Origin of the sequence: Streptosporangium sp. NBC_01469 (assembly GCF_036227305.1) — a bacterium.
Lineage (GTDB): Bacteria > Actinomycetota > Actinomycetes > Streptosporangiales > Streptosporangiaceae > Streptosporangium.
In genome coordinates this window covers 657594-674480 of record NZ_CP109465.1, presented here as the reverse complement: position 1 = coordinate 674480, position 16887 = coordinate 657594, and the positions used below count along the sequence as shown (strand labels likewise).

Here is a 16887-nt window from a genome sequence, read left to right as displayed (position 1 = left end):
CGCGGGCGGAACCGGTCAGCTCTGTACGGCTCGCGCCAGCGGTGTCGAGCCTTCGGGGGAGAGCGGGTCGGTGAGGATGACGGGGAGCTGGGCCATGAACCTCGGCTCGGTGCCCAGGTGCTCCTGCGCGGCGTGCACGGTGAACGGGTGCACCAGGTATATGTCTCCGGGCTGCCCGGTGGCGTGGGCGATCGGCCGCTCCGTGCTGGCCCGCTCGACCATGCCGCCCGCCTCGATGAAGTCGAACACCCCGTCGCCGAGTGCCCCGGCCGTGTCGCGCTGGGAGCCGACCCTGATCCGGGTCGGCGCGTCGTCCGGGCCGATGTCGGAGAACAGGATCAGTAGCAGCATGGTCTCGGGCCTGCCGCTGACCGCCCAGGTGCCGTCGGGACGGCCGAAGTTGGCGTCGATGTGCCAGCCTCGGTCGTCGGCGGGCGGCACGTTGGGGAAGCGGATCGGGACCATGCCGACCGTGTAACGCGGTGCCCACCCACCCGCGCCGCAGATCTGGTCGAGCGCCCCGGCCAGCCGGGGCGAGCGGACCGTCTGCCCGAGGGCACCCTCACCGGTGAGGTCCGTGGCCCAGACCACCGGCTCGGTCCAGCCCGCCGGATCGTCGGGGGAGAGCCCTGTCTGCCGCCAGAGCAGCTCCCGGGCCTGATCGCCCACCTCGCGGGGGACCGCGGCCTCCAGCTTGACGAACCCGTCGGAGACGAAGCGCTGGATCTGTTCTGTGTCGAACGGGTGCATGCGGAGCACGTTAGCGGTCTCTCCGCATTCACTTCCACGGGATTTCCACCGGGCGTACGCGGCGAGGTTCTCCGCCGTCGTCCCGCGCCTGGGCGAGCCGACCGGCCACGAACGCCTCCATCGCGTCCGGTGCGGCCAGGAAGGGGTGCGCGGCCAGCGCCTTGTCGGTGATGGCCAGCACCGCGTAGGACGTGTAGGCGAGGTGGAAGGTCCGGCTGCGTTCGTCGGTCGGGATGGACTCGGTGAGGATGGCCTCCAGCACCTCGCGCGGCCGGCGCGTCCCGGCCAGTTTCGCCTTCAGCCGCTCCGCCATCTGCTCCGTGAGCCGCACAGGGGCCGTCGCACGGCCCCGCTCGCACCGGCGGATCAAGTCCCGTACCGGTGGATCGGTCTCCTACCGGCGGATCGGCGCGGATCAGTGAGGTGAGCTGGTGGACACCGCCCCGGTGTCGATGAGGCGGACCAGTTCCGGAAGGACCGTGCCCAGGGGAGCGTCGACGGTGAGTGTCGCGTAGCCGTCACCGCGGGTCGGGCCCTGGTTGACGATCGCCACGGGGATGCCGCGCTTCGCGGCGTGCAGCACGAACCGGCGGCCCGACATCACCGTCAACGACGACCCGAGGACCAGGAGCAGGCGCGCTCCCTCCACCAGGGCGAAGCATTCGCGCACCCGCTCCGCCGGGACGGTCTCCCCGAAGAAGACGACGTCTGGCTTGAGCATCCCTCCGTCGCACGCCCGGCATCCGACCACCTGGAAACCGTCTATCTCCTCGTCCGGCAGTTCGACGTCGCCGTCCGGGTTGATCGCGGTGGGCAGGGCGCCGAAGCGCGGGTTCGCCTGGGTCAGGCGGTGGTCCAGCTCCTCGCGCGGGCTGGAGTGGCCGCAGCCCAGGCAGACCACCTCCCGCAGGTTGCCATGCAGCTCGATGACGGAGCGGGCGCCGCCCGCCTGGTGCAGGCCGTCGACGTTCTGCGTCACGATGCCGGACACCAGGCCCCGCCGCTGGAGGGACGCGACCGCGTGGTGGCCGCTGTTCGGCGCCACCCGGGTCATCGCCCGCCACCCGATGTAGCTGCGGGCCCAGTAACGTCGCCTGGCCACCGGGTCGCCGGTGAACGTCTGGTAGGTCATGGGGGTGTGCCGGGTCATGGTCCCGCCCGGCCCCCGGTAGTCGGGGATCCCCGACTCCGTCGATATCCCGGCGCCGCTCAGCACCACGACGTCGCCCCCGGCCAGCAGCCCCGCCAGCGTGCTCGTACCCTCGCTCACCCCTCCATGCTGCCTCACCCCGTATGCCGGGCGGACTCAGGGGGTGGCGGTGCTCGACATGGCGGCGTGAGATGGGACGAGGACTCCTCCTCTCACTCCTCCCCGGAGAACCTCTCCCAGGCTGACTGCCGTGCCATCCCCAGGGCCGCGCCGATCCTGGACCACGTGACGCCACGGTCACGCAGGCGGTCGACCCAGATCCGCAGGTTCGCGTCGACCTGGGCGCTCACCGACGCGATGCGAGGCAGAAGTTCGAGAATCTGCTCGTCGGTCATGGTGTCCGGCCAGGGGATCTCGGCGGACGTCGAGGACTCGGACGCCGCGCCGAGCACGAGGTTGCACAGCTCCACGCACTCGTTGCAGATGTACACGCCGGGGCCGGCGACGACCCTGTCCACGTCGTCCTTGGCTTTCGCGCAGAAAGAGCAGTGAATCGCCTGATCGGCGAGAGACGGAGCCGGCATGTGGTCCTCCCGGGATGATCGTTGTCAGGTCGTACCTGACGTGAATCTACGCCGTCAGGGGTGGCCTGACAAGAGGGGGTTACCCCTGGGGTGGCGGATCTCCCCTGTGGCTTTCGCCTGGACATCGAGACCTATGACGTGTTGAGACGAGATGATCATGCGATCCGGCGGATACTTGCCGTCATCGGGGTATCGGAGGGCGGTGAGAATGTGCGCCTGCACGCGGACGGAACGCTTCTGGTCGGGCATGGGGCATGGGTCTCACTGGAGGGCATGCCGGCATCCGACAACGCCAAGACCCAGGTCGTACGTCTTCCGGCCGCTCACACCCTGGATCGCCGCGGGCTTCGCCTGATGTTGAGAACCTATGGAGTCCGCAGGTCGACTCCCGTACCGGACGTGGACGCATGGGGAACGTCATGAGCGGGCCGGGTGAGGTCCCCGGGGAGGGAAATAAGGCGGTCCCCTCGCTGGCCGTTTTCGCCGGCTATCTCAGGGGGGCCGGATGGGTACTCGACGACGATGACGGCCGGACCACACTGTGGCGATCCCGCCTGTCCGATGCGGAAACGAACGTGCGAGTCGTCCTTCCGGTCAGCCAGGAAGTTCGTGACTACGCCGGTCGTATCAATGAGGCATTGAGGGTGTTGGCCTACGTGGAGCGACGACTTCCACAGGAAGTGGCCGCGGACATGAGTTTCGGTGGTGCGGACAATGTGTCCGTGCGGCTGACACCGAACGCTCCAGCTGGAGAAGCTCCTCTGCTGGTGGCGCATTCCGCCATATCCGCGCTGCGGAACTACGTGATCGCATCGGCCGTGGCCCTGGACGCCGATTCTCTGGTTCTTCCTCCCCGCCGTCCGCAACGAGCGGAGTCCTATGCCGCTCAGGCCAGAATCTCCACGCAGCCGGGAAGCTTCGTTCTCTCCCTGTCCCTTCCGCTGGAAGACGCCTATACGGAAACGGCGGCGTCGCCGACATCCGGTCAGGAGCCATTGCTGGATGTTCGTCCCCTGCCGTTCGGTCGCAGGGTGACGAGCCGGATGCTCGCCGCGGCCCAGAAGGCTCAACGCCTCGCGCAAGAGGTCGGCGACGGGGACAAGCCGCTGTCGTCTTTCGGGCAACCCGGTCAGGGGGCCGCCAACGCCACTGAACTGGAGGCGTTGAGCTGTCTGGGTGGGCCGGATCATGACGTGTATCAGATTCGCTTCTCGCAGTCACCGCTCGCCGCGGGGTCCCGCGAGCCCACACGCTTGAGGATCACGCCTGGTCAGCAAAGAATCCTGGGGGAGGCCGCAGATTTTTTGCGGACGAGACAACCGAGGGCGGGTGTCACGGTTATCGGGCTGGTGGTTCGCCTCTTCCGGGAAGGAAAGTTCGGTAAGGGTGAAGTGGTCATACAAGGGATCGACGATGACACGGGGAGCGCGAGAAGGTTCCGCGTCGAGCTGGACGAATCCGACTACAAGCTGGCGGTGCGAGCACACGGGACCGGTCTTCAGGTCACCGCCACCGGCGATCTCGACATTCGCGGAACACGGCGTTCTCTCCGTCGGCTCGTCTCTTTCTCGGTGTTGCCGGGAATCGAGGATGACTAGCCGGTCGGAGCGCGTCAGCGGAAGTCGTCAGCGTGGTCGGCCGCCCACTGCCGGAAGGGGGTGGCCGGTCTCCCGGTGAGTTCCTCCACCGCGGAGGTGGTCGACTCGGGGTATGCCACCATCCGCGCGTACGCGCCGGTCAGTTCCTCCGCCGCCGCGGGTGACCAGCCCTGGTCGAGCAGCCCGCGCAGTGCGATCTCGGGCGGGAGCTCCTCCCAGCGGATCGGCCGGCCGATGGCCTCGCCGATGGCGGTCACCTGCTCGATCTGGGTCAGGGTCTCGGGGCCGCTCAGCACGTACCTCGCCCCGGCGTGGCCGGTGCCGGTGAGCACGCTCACCCCGGCGGCGGCGATGTCCCGTTCGTGGATCAGTGCCCTGGAAGCGGCTCCGTGCAGCCAGCGGACGGTGCCGGTGTCCCGGATCTGCGAGGCCCACATCAGGGTGTTGGCGGCGAACCCGCCGGGCCGCAGGAACGTCCACTCCAGCCCGGACCGTTCGATCAGCCGCTCCATGAGGGCGTGGGAGCCGAGGATCGAGTTCGGGTCCTGCTCGGGCGCGCCTGGGGTGGGATCGGGAACGCCGCGTGCGGAGAGGTAGACGATGCCGCGCGCGTGCTTGGCGATCGTCTCGACGGCCGCGGGTGCCGCGTGGTCGGCCGAGAAGGTGGGCCAGACGAGGAACACCGACTCGACCCCGTCCAGGGCGTCGTCCAGCGTGGCGGGGTCGGCCAGGTCGCCGCGTACGACCTCGGCGCCCTCCGGGAGAGTGGCGGACGCGGGGTCGCGGGTCAGCGCGCGCACGGCGACGCCCGCGTCGAGGAGCTGGGCCACGACCTGCCCGCCAACCTTGCCGGTCGCTCCGGTGACCAGAATCATGCGGATCTCCTTCGTCGGTGGGGATGTCCAGACCAGCCTGCAACTTCAACTTTGGTTGAAGTCAAGGAGACGCGGCACGGGTCGGGCACTTTCGGGCGGGGCGTTCTGGTCGGTGTGTCCTGGCACGATGCCGGAGCCGGGCGCCCGCGAGCCGGGCTGGGCCGGACCGGGCGGGTTCCGGCCAATGGTCGCGGGCCGGGCGGGTGCGGTGCGGTGCGGTGCGGTGCGGGAGATGGTCGCGGGCCGAGCGAGGCGCGGGCGATGTTTTTCTGGATCGACCAATCCGACGGTGCGGGGGCTACGGATCTCCGGTGAGGGGGCGTCAGGCTCCCGGCGGTCCGTCGTTGTCCGGGTGGCCCCGGCCGGCGGCGGATCCGACCGGGTGAACGGCCGCGCGGTTCGGGATCGGAGGGTCCCGGACCGCGCGGTCCGGTCCCGGTCCGCCCGCGGTGTTCGCGGTTCGCCGTCGTCACACGGTGTCCGCGGTTCGCCGCCGTCGCGGCGTGACGCCCGTCACGCCGCGACGCCCGGTACGGCGTGACGCTCGGTACGGTGCGACGCTCGGTACAGCGTCTCCCGGTGAGCCATCCGCGCGTACACCGCGCGGGTGGCGCCGGGCGTCAGGCGGCGTTCAGCGTACGGCGGCCTCCTCGCCGTCCGTGACCACGGCGCCGCTGAACTGCGCCGAGTACAGGCGGTGGTAGGCGCCCCGGGCGGTGAGCAGCTCGTCGTGGGTGCCGTGCTCGACGATGCGTCCCGCGTCCATCACCAGGATGAGGTCGGCGTCGCGGATGGTGGACAGCCGGTGGGCGATGACGAAGCTGGTGCGGTCCGAGCGGAGGGCGGCCATGGCGTGCTGCACCAGGACCTCGGTGCGGGTGTCGACCGAGCTGGTGGCCTCGTCCAGGATGAGCAGGGACGGGTTGGCGAGGAAGGCGCGGGCGATGGTCAGCAGCTGCTTCTCCCCGGCGCTGACGTTGCTCCCCTCCTCGTCGATCACGGTGTCGTAGCCGTCGGGCAGGGTGCGTACGAACCGGTCGACGAACGTGGCCCGCGCGGCGGCCTGGATCTGCTCCTCGGTGGCCTGGGGGTTGCCGTAGGCGATGTTCTCGCGGATGGTGCCGCCGAACAGCCAGGTGTCCTGGAGCACCATGCCGATGTGCGAGCGCAGGTCGTCACGGCGCATCGCGGTGATGTCCACGCCGTCGAGGGTGATCCGTCCCGAGTCCAGCTCGTAGAAGCGCATGACGAGGTTGACCAGGGTGGTCTTGCCCGCGCCGGTCGGGCCGACGATCGCGACCGTGTGCCCGGGTTCGGCCACCAGGGAGAGGTCCTCGATGAGAGGCTGCTCCGGGTCGTAGCTGAAGGACACGCGGTCGAACTCGACGCGGCCCTGCCTGACGGTGGGAGGCACCGGGGTCGCGGGGTCCGGGGCCTGCTCCTCGGCGTCGAGCAGCTCGAAGACCCGCTCGGCCGAGGCGACCCCCGACTGCAGCAGGTTGGCCATCGAGGCGGCCTGGGTCAGCGGCTGGGTGAACTGCCGCGAGTACTGGATGAACGCCTGCACGTCGCCCAGGCTCATCGACCCGGTGGCGACCCGCACGCCGCCGACGACGGCGATGGCGACGTAGTTGAGGTTCCCGATGAACATCATCATCGGCATGATGATCCCGGAGACGAATTGGGCGCCGAAACTGGCCTTGAACAGCTCCTCGTTCCGCTGCCTGAACACCTCCTCGACCTCGGGACGGCGTCCGAACACCTTCACGAGCTCGTGGCCGGTGAACGCCTCCTCGATGTGCGCGTTCAGGCTGCCGGTGTGGGCCCACTGCGCGACGAAGTGCTTCTGCGAGCGCTTCGCGATCTGCGCGGTGACGACCATCGACAGCGGGATGGTGATCAGGGCGATCAGCGCGAGCAGCGGCGAGATCACGAACATCATCGCCAGCACGCCGATCACGGTCAGCAGCGAGGTCAGCAGCTGGCTCATCGTCTGCTGCAGGGTCTGGGACACGTTGTCGATGTCGTTGGTGACCCGGCTGAGCAGCTCGCCGCGCGGCTGTCCGTCGAAGAACCGCAGAGGGAGCCGGTTCAGCTTGTCCTCGACGTCCTCGCGCAGCCGGAACACGGTGCGCTGCACCACGTCGTTGAGTATGTAGCCCTGGATCCAGGCGAAGGCCGACGCCGCGAGGTAGATCCCCAGGACCCACAGCAGGACCGTGCCCAGCGCGCCGAAGTCGATGCCCCGGCCCGGTACGAAGTCCATCCCCGCGAGCAGGTTGGCGAAGTTGTCGTTGCCCGCCGCGCGGGCGGCGGCGATCGCCTGCTCGGGGGTCGTCCCCGGGGGCAGCTGCTTGCCGATCACCCCGGTGAAGATCAGGTCCGTCGCGTGACCGAGGATCTTCGGTCCGACGACGTTCAGCACCACGCTGGTCACGGCGAGGGCGATCACGGCCAGCAGTTTCGGGCGGTCGGGGTCCAGGCGCCGCATCAGCCGTCGCGCGGACGGCCCGAAGGTCATCGATTTCTCCGCGGGCATCCCGGCGTTTCCCCCGAAGGGGCCCCGCCCGAAGCCTCCGCCTCCGGCCGGAGGTCGCGGTTGGGTGGTCGTCGTGGGCCGGTCGCTCATGCTGCGGTCTCCGCGGCTAGTTGGGACTCGACGATCTCTAGGTACGTGGGGCAGGAATCCAGCAGCTCGTCGTGGGTCCCCAGGCCGACGATCACGCCGTCGTCCAGCACGATGATCTGGTCGGCGTCGGCGATGGTGGAGACCCGCTGGCCGACGATGACGACGGCGGCCTCGGCGGTGTGCGGGCGCAGGGCCGCCCGCAGCCGCGCGTCGGTTGCCAGGTCGAGGGCCGAGAACGAGTCGTCGAACAGGTAGATCTCGGGCTTGCTGACCAGCGCCCTGGCGATGGCCAGCCGCTGCCGCTGCCCGCCGGACACGTTCGTGCCGCCCTGCGCGACGGGCGCCTCCAGGCCTTCCGGCATCGCCTCGACGAAGTCGCGGGCCTGGGCGATCTCCAGCGCCTCCCACAGCTCCGCGTCGCTCGCGTCCGGGTTGCCGTACCGCAGGTTGCTCGCGACGGTCCCGCTGAACAGGTACGGCTTCTGCGGCACCAGGCCGATGCGTGTCCAGAGCGTCTGGGGGTCGAGGTCACGGATGTCGACGCCGTCGACCGACACCGTGCCGGAGGTGGCGTCGAACAGCCGGGGTATCAGGGAGATCAGCGTCGTCTTGCCGGAGCCCGTGCTGCCGATGACGGCGGTGGTCTGTCCCGCGGTCGCGCGAAAGGAGATGCCGGACAGCACCGGTGCCGCCGCGCCCGGGTAGCGGAACTCGACGTCGCGCATCTCCAGCTCGGCGCGTTCGCTCACCTGCCGTACGGGGTCGCGGGGCGGTGTCACCGACGAGTCGGTGTCGAGCACCTCGACGATGCGCTCGGCACAGACCGCGGCGCGCGGGATCATCATCGAGATGAAGGTGGCCATCATCATCGCCATGAGGATCTGCATCAGGTACATGAGGAACGCGGTGAGGGCGCCGACCTGCATCTGGCCGCTGTCCACCCGCGCGGCCCCGAACCAGAGCACGGCGATGCTGGAGACGTTGAGGATCAGCATCACGGTGGGGAAGATGAGCGCGGTCAGCCGCCCGACGCGCAGTGACGTGTCGGTCAGCGCCTGGTTGGCCTCGGCGAACCTGCGGGTCTCCTCGCGCTCGCGGACGAAGGCGCGCACCACGCGGATGCCGGTGAGCTGCTCGCGCAGCACCCGGTTGACCAGGTCGATGCGGTCCTGCATCGCACGGAACTGGGGAACCATGCGGACGATGATCAGGCCGATCGAGACCAGCAGCGCGGGGACGCAGACCAGCATGAGCCATGACAGGCCGAGGTCCTGACGCAGTGCCATGACGATGCCGCCGACGCCCATGATCGGGGCGGCGACCAGCATCGTGCAGGTCATCACGACGAGCATCTGGACCTGCTGCACGTCGTTCGTGCCGCGGGTGATCAGCGAGGGGGCCCCGAACTGGGAGACCTCCCTGGCGGAGAACCCGCCGACCTGGTGGAAGACGGCCGAGCGGACGTCCCGCCCGAACCCCATGGCCGCGAGGGAGCCGTAGTAGACCGCCGCGATGGAGCAGGCGATCTGCACGAGGGAGACGAGCAGCATCCAGCCGCCGGCGGACAGGATGTAGCCGGTGTCGCCGGTGGCGACGCCCTGGTCGATGATGTCGGCGTTCAGGCTGGGCAGGTACAGGGAGGCGATGGTACCGACCAGTTGCAGCACCACCACGGCGGTCAGCGCCCACGAGTAGGGGCGCAGGTACGTACGGAGCAGACGGGTCAGCATGAGGACTCTTCACGTGGGGTGGCCGGGGGAGGGGCGTCGTGCCGGGGATCCGGCCGCCGGCCGGTCTCGCCCGTCGCCCCGGTAGCCGGGATCATGGGGATCTCCTCCAGGGAGTGGTGAGGGTCAGCCTGCGATGTGAACCTCGGTTGAGGTCAAGGAGGACGTCGAGGCAGGGGAATCGGGAGGTCGGCGAGGTCGAGATCGGGAGGTCGGCGAGGCAGGGGGATCGGGAGGTCGGGATCGGGAGGTCGGCGAGGTCGGCGGGACCGGTTGGGTCAGGGAAGCGGTTCGGGGGCGGTGGGGCGCAGGCGTACCCCGTCGAGCAGCATGGAGACGATCTCCGAGGTGGCCATCGGGTCGTTCTCGACGAGCCGGGGATGGCTGCACGCGATGGTCAGCAGCTGCAGCCGGCGCGCGGCCTCACGCGGTTCGCACTGTAGCCGCTCGCGGGCGGGCTCGATCAGGTCGGTGAGCGCCTGCCTGGTGAGGGCGCTCTCCTCGGAGAGGTTCTGGTGGTTGCGACCGGCTTCGACGGCTCCCAGCCCTATCGCGTCCACCAGACGAAAGATGCGCGCGGTCCGCCGCTGCAGGATCTCGACCGCCGCGACGAGCCGGACGTCCAGGGGAGTCGTACGGTCGATGGCCTCCAGCTCGCTCAGCAACGGGGAGGAGTCGAAGGCGCTGGCGATGGCCGCGTTCACCAGCTCGTCCTTGGTGGTGAAGACCCGGAAGATCGTCCCCTCGGCCACGCCCGCGGCCTGCGCGATCTGCCGGGTGCTCACGCCGGGGCCCTCGGCGAGCACGAGCGACAGGGTGGACGCGATGAGCGCCGCGCGCCGCTCGTCGGGGGGCAGGGGGGCGGCCCGCTGGGAGGAGGTCGAGGTCACGTCGGGCATCCTAGCCGATGAGTGAGTGAGTAGCTCACTCATTTAATGCGGCCCGCTTGGGCGGCCTTTGTGTGGTCTGGTCGCGCGGCTCCGGTGCGATCTGGTCGTGCGGCTCTGGGGTGGTTCCGTCGCGCGGCTTTGGTGTGGTCCCGTTCGCGGCTCTGGTGCGGCGTGGTCGTGCGGCCCGCGGGGGCGCCGGTCCGGGGGGTGCGGAAGGTGCGCCTGGGGTCCCTGTGGAAGAAGTGATCTTTCCTGGAGAAGTGGGCTGTCTTTTTCCGGCAAATGTAGGAAAAAGCAGCTAGAAAGCCCGTCTTTCACCCGATGCGCCGGGCGTCGTCTGCGATCTAACGTCGTGTGGCAGACACCCTGACATCACCGCGACAGCCGTCTGCCTGTCGGCCAGGAGAACACCCGATGCCCCGTGCCCTCGCCCACCGCCCCTGGGTGCCCGCCGCCACCGAGGATCGCGTCCGGTCCGTCCTGAAGGCCGTGACGGACCAGAGCGCCTCCTCGGTCCAGAGCGAGATCGAACGGCTGGTGGCCGACAACCACCGCATCCACGACATCGAGTCGGTCAACCTCAACCCGGCCACGAACATCATGAACCCGAGGGCCGAGGCCCTGCTCTCGGCCAACCTCGGGTCGCGGCCGTCGCTGGGCTACCCGGGCGAGAAGTACGAGATGGGCTTGGAGGCGATCGAGCAGATCGAGATCGTCGCCGCCGAGCTGGCCGCGGAGGTCTTCGGCGCGGGCTACGCCGAGGTACGCGTCGGCTCCGGGGCGCTCGCGAACCTCTACACGTTCATGGCCACCTGCGAGCCCGGTGACACGATCATCGCCCCTCCGGCGAGCATCGGCGGCCACGTCACCCACCACCAGCCGGGCGCGGCCGGCCTGTACGGGCTGAAGACCGTTCCCGCCCCCGTCACCTCCGACGGCTACACGGTGGACGTCGACGCCCTGCGCGAGCTCGCCGGGCGGGTACGGCCGAAGCTGATCACTATCGGCGGCAGCCTCAACCTGTTCCACCACCCCGTGGCGCGCATCCGCGAGATCGCCGACTCGGTCGGCGCCCGGGTGCTCTTCGACGCCGCCCACCTGTGCGGCATGATCGCCGGGAGGGCCTGGCCGCAGCCGCTCGACGAGGGCGCCCACCTGATCACCATGAGCACGTACAAGAGCCTGGGCGGTCCCGCGGGCGGGCTCATCGTGACCGATGACGCCGAGCTGGCCCAGCGGCTCGACGCGATCGCCTATCCGGGGCTGACCGCGAACTTCGACGCCGGCAAGACCGCGGCGCTCGCCATGACGATGCTCGACTGGAAGGCCGCGGGACCCGCTTACGCGCGGGCGATGGTCGCGACCGCGCGGCGGCTGGCGGACGAGCTGCTCGCCCTCGGAGTCCCGGTCTTCGCCGCCGACCGCGGATGTACCCGCTCCCACCAGTTCGCCGTCCTGGCCCACCGCTACGGCGGCGGCCAGCGGGCCGCCCGGCGGCTGCGCGAGGCCAACCTTCTCGCCTGCGGCATCGGCCTGCCGACGGAGGAGGTCGAGGGGGACGCGAACGGCCTGCGCGTCGGTACGCCGGAGATCGTCAGGCTCGGGATGACCGAGGCGGACATGCCCGACCTGGCCTCGTTCATCGCCCGGGGCCTGGACGAGAACGTCGACCCGGGCACCGTGGCGCCGGAGGTCACCGAGTGGCGGAGCCGCTTCTCCGGGGTGCGCTTCACGGTGGACAACCCCGCCTGACAGTGCGTGGCCGGTCGGCGGGCGGCCCTGCCCGGGAGGGCCTGGCCGGTCAGTGGTCAGTTCTGTCTGGGAGTGCTCGGCTGGTCAGTGGTCGGCCGCGCCTGATGGTGCGTGGCCGGTCGGCGGGCGGCCCTGGGGAGTGCCCTGGCCGGTCAGTGGGCGGCCCTGTCCGGGAGGGCCTGGCGGGTCACCGGGCGGCCCTGTCCGGGAGGGGGACCACCCGACCGGTGAGCGGCCCTCGTCCGAGGGTGCTTGCCTGACGATGAGGGTCCCTTTCCCCGCCCGTGCCACGGTTCGCGTGTTAACGGGACGGAAGCCGGGGTAGGGCGGGCCGTGCGCCCGCCGCCGCGCGCACTCCCGTCAGCGGGAGGTCCTGCCGGTGGCCGGTTCGTGTCCGGGGCGTGGCCGTACCGGCCCGGCATGAGAGGAGAGCACGGTGGCCGACGAATCGGATCTGATCCTCGACCTGGTGTGGCAGGAGTTCCACGAGGTCGTGAACATGACATCGGAGGAGCTGAGGGCCTTCCTGCTGGCATCTGCCGCGGCGTCGGAGGACGGGGCCGACGCCGTGAGCCCCGAGGCGGCCATGCCGCCGCTCGGGCGCCAGGTGCTCCAGGTTCTCGGCAAGCGGAAGGCCGACCTGACCGCCGACGACGTCGAGACGATGCGGCAGGCCGTCGACCGCGTCGAGGACACGCTGGCCGAGGGGATGGTCGACGAGGACGACGACGACCGGCGGCGGGCACTGCTGGAGGTCGGGCACAACCCGCTCCGGCAGTCGCGGCTGAGGGGCTGACCCCGGGCGCGGCCGGAGGCCAAGGGCCAAAACCCGATGGCCAAAACCCGATGGCCAAAACCCGATGGCCAAAACCCGATGGCCGGGACCCGACGACCGGGACCCGACGGCCAGGACCCGGTGGAAGGCCCGGTGGCCCGAAGGCGATGGGCAGGGGCCGATGGCCGGGAGCCTGCCCTAGTGCGACGTTCCCCAAAGCAGGTCGCGAACAGGCGATCGAGAACCCAAGGTTGCTGGGGTGGTCTTTCCCGCCCTCAACCTCCCGGGCCGGTGGGGATCTGCACTTCCAGTGAGGAACGCAGCACTAGGCGCCGCGTTCGGACCAGCGGGACAGCAGTTCGGTCTCCCTGGCGGGGGTGAGGGTGGCGTCCGTCGAGAAGGACGACTCCGCCTCGCGGATCTCGCGGATCGACTGCCCCAGGGGGCGCGGTTCGAGCCCCGCGGCGCGGGCGGCGGCGGGGTCGGCGGTGTTGACCGACATCCACGGATCGCCCTCGGACCACAGGGGCAGTGACCGGCCGGTCTCGCCCTCGGCGAGCAGGAAGTCCTGCCCGACCCAGGTCAGGGTGGTTCCCGGCGGCCCGACCTCGGCGGCGATCGCCTCCAACATGTCGCCGAAGGAGAACGGCGGGGGAGGGCTGACCGCGTGGAAGGTGCCCGGGTGCGTTTCCTCGACCATGGAGACGATCCAGGCGGCCATGTCGCGGGCGTCGATGACCTGGATGGGATCGCCGGGGTCGCCGGGCGCGAGGACCTCGCCGCCCCGCGCGATCCGGTTGACCCAGTAGGTGAAGCGGCCGGTGTAGTCGTGCGGGCCGATGACGTACGTGGGCCGCACGACCAGCGTCGGGAACCCGAACGCCTCCGCCGCGGCCCGCTCGCACAGCACCTTCAGCGCCCCGTACGTCTCGCCCGTCACCGTCTCGGGGACCGGCCCGTCGATCTCCGCCAGCGGTGAGTCCTCGGTGAAGCCCCGGGTCTCGGGCGCCCGGTAGACGGCGGTGCTGGAGACGAAGGTGTACTGGCCGGTGGAGAGCGCGCCGGAGAGCGAGGTCACCTGTGAGGGGAGGTAGGCGCTGACGTCGATCGTCGCGTCCCACCGCCGGTCGCGCAGGACGGACAGATCGCCGTCGCGGTCGGCTGTCAGGTGCTCGGCCTCGGGGAACAGTCCGGGGCCCGTCCGGCCGCGGTGCAGCAGGGACACCTCGTGCCCGGCCGCGATCGCGGCCTCGGTGATGTGCCGGCCGACGAACCGGGTGCCGCCGATGATCAGGATTCGCATACCCGTCATTGTTCCGAATCGGGCGACGGCGCTCACATCGCGGTCCCGCGCTTCCGCGAGCCGGACGGGCCGGACGAGCCCGACGAGCCGGTCACGGGCGGCTGGACCGGCATCTCCGCCGGTCCGGGGTGACATTCATCGACGTGAGAGGGGGCATGGTTACCGGTGCGGACCGCGTGTGACCTTTCCCCAAGAGCAGATGGTTCCCGTACCGCTCGCCATACTGCCTGATATCCATACTTGTCCTGATCGGATCTAGTCCCTCCCCGATCGAAATGGAGACGCCGTGAGTGCGACGACCGCCGAGGTGGAGCCGTTCGTCCATCCGGCACTGTTCTACCGCGGTGCCCGGCAGTATCTGGACGGCACCGTGCCCTTCGTCCGCGAGGGCATCGAGGCCGGAGAGCCGGTCGCGGTCGCCGTGCCGGGGCAGAACCTGAAGCTGATCCGGGCGGAGCTGGGCGCGGTGGCCGCCGAGGTGCGCTTCCTCGACATGGAGGAGGTCGGCCGCAACCCCGGGCGCATCATCCCCGCCGTCCTGTTGGCCTTCGCCGATCTCCACCCGGGGCGCAGGGTCCGCGTCGTCGGCGAGCCGGTCTGGCCGGACCGGTCGCCGACGGAGCACGGCGCGTGCCTGCAGCACGAGGCGCTGATCAATCTCGCCTTCTCGGGGCGAGACGCCACCATCCTGTGCCCGTACGACATCGACGGGCTGGGCGCCGGGATCATCGAGCTCGCCGAGGCGGCCCATCCCGTCCTCGTGGACGGCTCGGGGTCGCGTGTCAGCGCCGGTTACGCGCCGGAACGCGTCATCCGCGAGTGCGGCGGGCCGTTGCCCGAGCCGCTGGACGTCGACGTCCTCCCCTTCGGCGGCGACGACCTGTGGCGGGTGCGCGCCTTCGCCGTCCGGTACGCCGAGCGGACGGGCCTGTCGGGGGAACGCCTGGAGGACCTGCGGCTGGTCGCCAGCGAGCTGGCCGCCAACAGCCTCGAACACGGAGGTGGCTCCGGGGTCGTACGGATCTGGACAGAGGGCCGCCGGGTCGTCTTCGACGTCAGCGACTCCGGCCACATCACCGATCCCCTCGCGGGACGCCGCCCGGCCGACTCCCGGCAGCGGGGTTCGCGGGGACTGCTCGTGACCAACCTCCTCGGCGACCTGGTCCGCGTCCACACCGGGGAGGGCGGGACCACCGTCCGCGTGTACTTCGACGTCCCCTAGTGCTGCGTTCCTCACTGGAAGTGCAGATCCCCACCGGCCCGGAAGGTTGAGGGCGGGAAAGGCCACCCCAGCAACCTTGGGTTCTCGATCGCCTGTTCGCGACCTGCTTTGAGGAACCTCGCACTAGACGGGCCTTTCGCGGTCTTCCCCTGATACCGGTGATCAGCCGGACGAGCCCGGCGCTCTCGTGGACGGTCAGTGGCCGCCGAACCAGCCGGGGACGTCGAGGCGGAAGACGTCCTCCGGGGTCACGGCGCGCAGGTCGGACTCCAGGGCGCGCAGGCGGTCCTCGCCGAGGGTCCTCGCCCAGCCCGCGCGCAGGTCCTCGAAGATGCGCGCCGACCGGACGAGGCTGTCGACGCCCCGCTCGGTGAGCCGCACGATCTTGCGGCGGGCGTCGCCGGGATCGGAGCCGCGCTCGACGTAGCCCAGGTGCTCCAGGGTGTCGACCGTCTTGCCCGCCGCCTGCTTGGAGACGCCCAGCCGCCGGCCGAGTTCCACGGCCGTGGTGCCCTCGGAACCGATCGCCTGAAGGACGAAGCCGTGCATCGGCCGCATGTCCGGGTGCCCCTGGCGGGCGAGCTCCGCGTGGAGCTCGTCGATGAGCACCCGGAAGCCGAGGAAGAGCCGGAGCGGGAGCTCGAAGCCCGGAGGGTCGGCCGCCACGATCGCCTCCCGGCTCGACGCTTCGACAATGGTGTTGTCGAGCTTAGGGACTGCCGCCGTACCTGTCATCTGCGGCACATCCGTCGCGGAGGGGCGGGGCGGTCGCCGTACCCGTCGTCCGCGGCGTGCTGGAGGCGCGTGCGTTACGGAGGATCGGGCGGTCGCCGCGTTCGTCGTCCGCGATGTGCTGGAGATGCGTGCGTTACGGAGGATCGGGCGGTCGCCGCGTTCGTCGTCCGCGGCGCGGCGGTGGCGCTCCTACCGTGCGCGTCCGTCGGGGCGGCGCTGGTCCTGGAGCCACTTGTCGGTCTGGCGTGTCGCGTTGGGCGCGGCGGCGGTGCCGGGCGAGCGGCGGGTGGCGCGGGTCTCGGTCACGGTGAAGTCCGCCACCACGTGCCGGTTGTGCAGCAGGAAGCCGACGACGCCCGCGATCGCCTGCACGCTGTCGCCCGCTCGGGCGCGGCCGGTCAGGAGGTAGACCAGCGGCGTGGACGGCTGGTCGAGGGCGAACTGGCGGCCGTGGTGGTGCGCGTCCTGGAGCGTTCTGATCGGGATCGGCCGCGAGGTGATGAACCACGCGGCGACCTCCCAGAAGGGATTCGACGCGTCGGCGTCACTGGACTCCTCGTAGCAGGTCGTGCAACCCCGGCGAGCGTCCTGCCCGTGGGGGCACGCCCAGGCGGCGAGGTCGTGCGGCATGCTGCGCTCGGACATGAGCTGACCGTACCTTCCCGTACCGAGAGACCGGAGCTTCCCCCGTTCCCACGCGCCGGGGCACCATGTTTTCACCGGCGTTTTCACCGGATCCTGGTGAGGGGCGTCACCCCTTTTCCGCTGCCGGAAGTGGCCAGTGGACCTTGGTGGAGTCGTTGATCCCCTCGGGATACCTTCTTTTCTGTTCTGCGCACACTGGGGTGCGCATCCGATGGTTTCTGTGGATTCATCGTGAGCGCGCCGCGCCCCCTC

General features: G+C 70.3%; 15 protein-coding genes. 4 read left to right on the top strand and 11 right to left on the bottom strand.

Going from position 1 to position 16887, the window contains the following annotated elements; all coding sequences use genetic code 11:
• Positions 1–15: 15 nt before the first annotated feature.
• From OG587_RS03065 to OG587_RS03050, 4 genes are all read right to left on the bottom strand, one after another.
• On the bottom strand, positions 16–750 hold the full coding sequence (locus OG587_RS03065) for a phytanoyl-CoA dioxygenase family protein (RefSeq protein WP_329086608.1): 735 nt from the start codon (positions 748–750) through the stop codon (positions 16–18).
• Between the two features lie 28 nt (positions 751–778).
• Positions 779–1063: a hypothetical protein gene (locus OG587_RS03060; RefSeq protein ID WP_329086607.1), complete on the bottom strand. Its 285-nt coding sequence runs from the start codon at positions 1061–1063 to the stop codon at positions 779–781.
• 102 nt (positions 1064–1165) lie between these two features.
• Positions 1166–2020: an NAD-dependent protein deacetylase gene (locus OG587_RS03055; RefSeq protein WP_329086605.1), complete on the bottom strand. Its 855-nt coding sequence runs from the start codon at positions 2018–2020 to the stop codon at positions 1166–1168.
• Between the two features lie 92 nt (positions 2021–2112).
• A complete protein-coding gene (locus tag OG587_RS03050) occupies positions 2113–2484 on the bottom strand; it encodes a ClpX C4-type zinc finger protein (RefSeq protein ID WP_329086603.1) in 372 nt (123 codons plus the stop codon).
• 407 nt (positions 2485–2891) lie between these two features.
• Here OG587_RS03050 and OG587_RS03045 point away from each other — a divergent pair, with 407 nt between their 5' ends.
• The gene (locus tag OG587_RS03045) at positions 2892–4082 is read left to right on the top strand and encodes a hypothetical protein (protein ID WP_329086602.1); all 1191 of its coding nucleotides are present in this window, start codon (positions 2892–2894) and stop codon (positions 4080–4082) included.
• Positions 4083–4096: 14 nt separating this feature from the next.
• Here OG587_RS03045 and OG587_RS03040 read toward each other — a convergent pair whose 3' ends face one another.
• The 4 genes from OG587_RS03040 to OG587_RS03025 form a co-directional block, all read right to left on the bottom strand.
• A complete protein-coding gene (locus OG587_RS03040) occupies positions 4097–4957 on the bottom strand; it encodes an NAD(P)H-binding protein (protein ID WP_329086600.1) in 861 nt (286 codons plus the stop codon).
• 631 nt (positions 4958–5588) lie between these two features.
• Positions 5589–7478, bottom strand: coding sequence for an ABC transporter ATP-binding protein (locus OG587_RS03035; RefSeq protein WP_329086598.1), 1890 nt, complete (start codon positions 7476–7478; stop codon positions 5589–5591).
• Between the two features lie 104 nt (positions 7479–7582).
• Complete coding sequence (locus tag OG587_RS03030; protein WP_329086596.1) at positions 7583–9316, bottom strand: ABC transporter ATP-binding protein; 1734 nt, start codon at positions 9314–9316, stop codon at positions 7583–7585.
• A 275-nt stretch (positions 9317–9591) separates the two neighbouring features.
• On the bottom strand, positions 9592–10203 hold the full coding sequence (locus OG587_RS03025; protein ID WP_329086594.1) for a TetR/AcrR family transcriptional regulator: 612 nt from the start codon (positions 10201–10203) through the stop codon (positions 9592–9594).
• Between the two features lie 414 nt (positions 10204–10617).
• On the opposite strand from OG587_RS03025, the gene glyA reads away from it, so the two are divergent.
• Positions 10618–11955, top strand: a complete 1338-nt coding sequence (gene glyA, locus OG587_RS03020) for a serine hydroxymethyltransferase (RefSeq protein ID WP_329086592.1) — start codon at positions 10618–10620, stop codon at positions 11953–11955.
• A gap of 436 nt (positions 11956–12391) precedes the next feature.
• Positions 12392–12751 carry a DUF3140 domain-containing protein gene (locus OG587_RS03015; protein ID WP_329086590.1) on the top strand — a complete coding sequence of 120 codons (360 nt, stop codon included), beginning with the start codon at positions 12392–12394 and terminating at the stop codon, positions 12749–12751.
• A 304-nt stretch (positions 12752–13055) separates the two neighbouring features.
• Here the strand turns inward: OG587_RS03015 and OG587_RS03010 are convergent, their stop codons facing one another.
• Complete coding sequence (locus OG587_RS03010) at positions 13056–14033, bottom strand: NAD-dependent epimerase/dehydratase family protein (protein WP_329086588.1); 978 nt, start codon at positions 14031–14033, stop codon at positions 13056–13058.
• A gap of 286 nt (positions 14034–14319) precedes the next feature.
• Here OG587_RS03010 and OG587_RS03005 point away from each other — a divergent pair, with 286 nt between their 5' ends.
• Positions 14320–15255 carry a sensor histidine kinase gene (locus tag OG587_RS03005; protein WP_329086586.1) on the top strand — a complete coding sequence of 312 codons (936 nt, stop codon included), beginning with the start codon at positions 14320–14322 and terminating at the stop codon, positions 15253–15255.
• Positions 15256–15450: 195 nt separating this feature from the next.
• Here OG587_RS03005 and OG587_RS03000 read toward each other — a convergent pair whose 3' ends face one another.
• Together OG587_RS03000 and OG587_RS02995 are read right to left on the bottom strand one after the other, a co-directional pair.
• Positions 15451–15921: a MarR family winged helix-turn-helix transcriptional regulator gene (locus OG587_RS03000; protein WP_329086584.1), complete on the bottom strand. Its 471-nt coding sequence runs from the start codon at positions 15919–15921 to the stop codon at positions 15451–15453.
• Between the two features lie 258 nt (positions 15922–16179).
• Complete coding sequence (locus OG587_RS02995) at positions 16180–16635, bottom strand: hypothetical protein (protein WP_329086583.1); 456 nt, start codon at positions 16633–16635, stop codon at positions 16180–16182.
• Positions 16636–16887: the final 252 nt, after the last annotated feature.